Annotated in this window: 2 protein-coding genes; one reads left to right on the forward strand and one right to left on the reverse strand. The window is 53.5% G+C overall.

Translation table 11 applies throughout. The annotated features are described in order from the left end of the window. Window positions 1-320: 320 nt before the first annotated feature. Window positions 321-2,870, reverse strand: a complete 2,550-nt coding sequence (locus RDM37_RS08350) for a prolyl oligopeptidase family serine peptidase (RefSeq protein ID WP_308556678.1) — start codon at window positions 2,868-2,870, stop codon at window positions 321-323. 462 nt (window positions 2,871-3,332) lie between these two features. Between RDM37_RS08350 and RDM37_RS08355 the strand changes: the two genes are divergently transcribed. Then, a partial coding sequence (locus RDM37_RS08355; protein WP_308556680.1) for a hypothetical protein occupies window positions 3,333-4,698 on the forward strand: 1,366 nt, incomplete at its 3' end.

Raw genomic sequence — 4,698 nt, forward strand, 5'->3', positions numbered from 1 at the left:
TTACGGGGAAATTCGTCCGATCCCCTCCTTTCTCGAATATCCACGTGGGAAATCTGAAATCTCCACGTGGATATTTTTTATTTTCCACGTGGGCGTCATTCATTTCCTCCGAAGTTTCATTTGATTCCTCCGAGGAATTTTTTATTTCCTACCTGGGAAATAAAAATTCCCCACGTGGAGATTTTGAAATATCCACGTGGAAATCACTTTTTCCCGACACAGCTCCGTTTCGATATGTAGCCGGCTCTAAATTATTGTAACGAGCCGGCGTCAAGTTTGCCGAACCAGTATAAGTGATACTGTTGCAAAAGTCAACAGTATCATAGGTGTGCCTCCGGATAGCGAGCATCCCACCAGGTGGGGTCGTCTTTGAGCCACTTCTGGAACCACGCAAAGAGCGTATTCGTCCACTCGATCTTCTTCTCGGGAGCCGTGATGATGTGATCTTCGCCATGCACCTTGACAAAGGCTACCTCACGACCCAAGATCTTCAGAGCGTTGTACATCTGGATGCTCTCGCCGATGGGGACGTTCGTATCGGCCGTGCCGTGGATCAGCAGAAGTGGCGTGTGGATCTTGTCGGCATGGAAGAGCGGACTCTGCTCCGTGTAGAGCTGAGGATTATTCCACGGATAGCTATTGTAGCTAGCCACCGTACTATAGCCGATACCCCAGGTACCCTCACCCCAGTAAGAGGAGAGCGCACTGATGCCCGCATGGCTGATCGCTGCGGCAAAGATGTCGGTGATCGTCTGCAGGTACTGCGTCATAAAGCCTCCGTAGCTGGCGCCCATACAGCCGATCTTCTTCGCATTGACATAGGGATGCTCTTGGCAAAACTGCTTCGTCGCAGCCACAATCTCGTCGGCCGTTACCTTGCCCCACGCATTGACGTGGCGAGCCGCATACTCCTGGCCGAAGCCAGTGGTGCCGCTCGGATTGAGCGTGAGGACCACGTAGCCCTGCGCTGCATACATCGGCAGTGAGTAAGAGCCCTCGAAGAAGCGAGTCGTCGGCGAGGTACCTCCATAATAATAGACGATCATCGGGTACTGCTTCGTAGCGTCAAAGTGAGGAGGCAAGTAGTAGCGTCCCTCCACCTTGTCGCCATTGGGCATCGTGTGTACCCAGTCGCTCATGGTGCCCAGCTCTAGATCCTGCATCTTGCTCTTAGCTAGGTCGTAGAGGAGCGTCTCACGCTTTCCTCTGAGCGTATAGAAGCGATCCGCATTCATCGCACTCTGCCCATAGTAAGCGAGCTGACTAGCGTCGTCGCTGATGTCAAAGGAACGCACGAGGTCTTCCGTCGTAGCTACCTGCTCGATCTGCTTGCGTGTCAGGTCGAGGCGGTAGAGGGAGATACGATCTTTGTTTTCCGCTGTAAAGTAAGCAACGGGCCGAACCGTGCTGACCTTGACCCGCTTGATGGCAGGGTCAAAATCCTTGGTCAGGGGCGTCGCCTGCTGACTCTGGCGGTCATAGAGGAAGAGCTGACCATCGTACGTATTGGTGATCATTCCCTCAGGTAGGTTGCGCCCGATTCCACCGAAAGCATTCGCATCTCCCTGTATGAGTAGCACATGAGGCTGCGACGTGTAGGAGATCGACGAGATAGAGCGCTCCTGGGTAAAGAGTGGCTTGACCTCTAGCGTCTCGAGGTTCATCGTATAGAAGTTGCTCTGAGAGAAGGGGATCTCGGTGATATCCTCCGATGTGCTCAAGATGATCTCGCGAGCGTCGGGACTGACATCATGTAGATAGGTAGAGCGATGGCCGAAGGTGAGTGGTTGGTAACGACCGCTCTCGAGGTCATAAAGGGCGAGGAAGGTGCGCTTGCGAAAGTCTGCCATACGGTCATAGCGTCCCAGTACCTGCTCGGTGATCTTGCCTCGTGCGGGGCCCTCCTCCTCGATGGTGTAGAGCAGTTGCTTGCCGTCAGGGAGTATAAAGAAGGAGCCGGTGGGGATCTGCTCTGCTACGACACGCTCCTCCTGCGTCTTGGGATCGTAGCTGATCAACTGCCGCCCATCATCTGTCGTGGCGGTGCGGTAGAGCTTGTCTTCTTTGGGCATCCAGCTGGCGAAGCGGTACTCCTCGCTTAGCGTGGAGAGGAGCTTATCGCCTTGGTACAGATAGGTGCGGTAATTGCTCTTCAGAGCGTTCGTCTCGCGCTCCGTGAGGAGCGTATAGCGACCCGTAGGCGACACTGAGACTGAGTAAAGGTTGCGCCCCGTCATCATATACTCTAGACTCAAGTACTCCTTGTCGTCGTGACGTAGCTCTATTTGGCTGTCAGCCTTGGCAGGGATGAGCTTCATACGATACTGCGCTGGCTCGCCCCCCTTCGTGAGTAGTTGCAATGAGAGCAGGTGCGACCGTCCAGGCGTCAGCGTGAGTGACGCAGGCGAAGCAGGCTTTAGCTCGCTCTGATACAGCGTAGCAGACGAGAGCTTGGTGCCATCGAGTGCTAAGACAAAGGGTACCGACGCCTCGATCTGCAGCGTCGCCTGCTCATAGCTCGGCGTGCGCAGGCGTACCGCATAGGTCGTGATCGCATCCTCGGCGGTGCGTAGCGTGACGACACCCTCCTTCGCAACGGGCAGGGTGCCATGCGCCTGGCTCAGCTTGATATGGTTCACCGGCTTGAGTAGGTCGGTAGCGTCGTACGCCTTGCCCTGCACATCGAGACTATCCGAGATAAACGGCATCATCACCCGATACTGCTGCACCTGTAGCGGTATGACGGTGAGGGTGTCTGGTTGATCCGTCGTAGATGACGGAGCTGCCGCTGGTTGCTGAGCGGTCGTGTAGAGCGTCGCGAGCACCCAAAGCGGGAGCATCGCAAGGAGTCGTAATAAGTCTCGTTTCATATCCTGTTGCTGATTATTTTACCTAGATAGCGTCGCTCCGTAAGAGCTCCGGCTAAGTTTCCACGCCACAAAGTTAACCTTTTGTTTTCTCTTATGAGAAAAGATCGGAGTGTAATTAGAGATTAGAGATTAGAAGTTAGAGATTAGAGGTTAGAAGTTAGAGATCGGAGTCCCGATGGCTCAGATAGCTCCGATGGCTCTGATCACTCCGATCGCCAAAAGCCAACAGCCAACAGCTAACAGCCAACCACCGACTTATCACCAACAACACACTAGCAATTAACACGTTAGCTACACTCCGATGTCCGATATTGATAAATCGGCAGACGAAACCTGTCCGATTTCGACAAGTTTCTGTCCGATTTTGATAAGAGATTTAGCACTTGCCGTGATTACTTTTGTGACAAACAATGAGGGCAACGATTGCCCCCAACATACATTCACATCAAAACCATTACAGCTATGAAACAGAAGCTACAACATCAATCACTCATCGTGACACTCGTCACGATGCTCTTACTGCTCGCAGGCTCCTCAGCCTCCGCACAGGGGATTCGCGACCTCAGGATAGTCGGCGTGGAGGTCAACTCGGCGAACTGCTCCGACCTCTCGGTCATCGATGGCGTCACGGGCGAAGTCCGCTACAACCCCACCACCAAGACGCTCTTCCTCAAGGATGCCACCATCGATGCAGGACCATATCAAGGTATATGGTCAACAGCTGAGCTGACTTGTGTCGTCGAGGGGAAGGTCTCCATCACTTCTAATGATCAAGTGGGCACAATGCTGTTCCAAAAGAAAGCCATTATAAAAGGGAATGGACAGCTCACTATAAAGTCTCGAGACAGAGGAAGTTGTATCAATACTGAGGCTGCTCTACTTATTGAGGGTTGTACAGTCTATGCCGAAGGCGAAAGGGGAATCTTGGGCGACGATGGCTCGTCTCTTAGAATCAGATATGCTTCCGTCACGGCAAAGGGCACCGAGGGCTCCATCTGCGGCTTCACACTATTCACCCTCGAGGGGAGTGATATCTTGAAACCCGCAGGGGCTACCTGGAATTACAGCAAGGGCGCCGTCTGCGACGCCTCGGGCAACGTCATCAAGGACGAGGTGGTTATCGCTAGTTCCAGACTCGAGATAGCTGGCGTGAAGGTCACCTCAGCGAACTGCTCCGACCTCACCGCCATCCCTGGCGTCAAGGGCAAAGTGAGCTACGACCCCACCACCAAGACGCTCACCCTCGAGGATGCCACCATCGATGCAGGAGATCCTAATGGCATAGATGCTTCTGAAGAGCTGACTTGTGTCGTCAAGGGGAAGGTCTCCATAACTTCTAATAATCGGAGCGCAATGATGCTCCAGAGCAATGCCATTATAAAAGGGAATGGACAGCTCACTCTAAAGTCTTCAGAAGAATGTGGTATCTTTATGGAAGCTCTACTTATTGAGGGTTGTACAGTCTATGCCGAAGGCGTTTGGGGAATCGCAGGCGAAGGTGGCTCTGGTGGCGAGTCTCTTACAATCAGAAATGCTTCCGTCACGGCAAAGGGCACCGAGGGTTCCATCGGCAGCTTCAGAAACTTCACTCTCGAGGGCTGTTCGATCACGAAACCCGCAGGGGCTGTCTGGAATGATGAAGAGAAAGCCGTCTGCGATGCCTCGGGCAACGTCATCACCGACGAGGTGGTCATCACACCACCTGTAGAGGAGTACGGCCTCCAGATCGCTGGTGTCGACATCAACGAAAAGAACTATAAGGAGATCTCCAAGATCCCTGGCGTCAAGGGCAAAGTCAGCTACGACCCCACCACCAAGACGCTCACCC

Origin of the sequence: uncultured Porphyromonas sp. (genome assembly GCF_902489635.1) — a bacterium.
Lineage (GTDB): Bacteria > Bacteroidota > Bacteroidia > Bacteroidales > Porphyromonadaceae > Porphyromonas.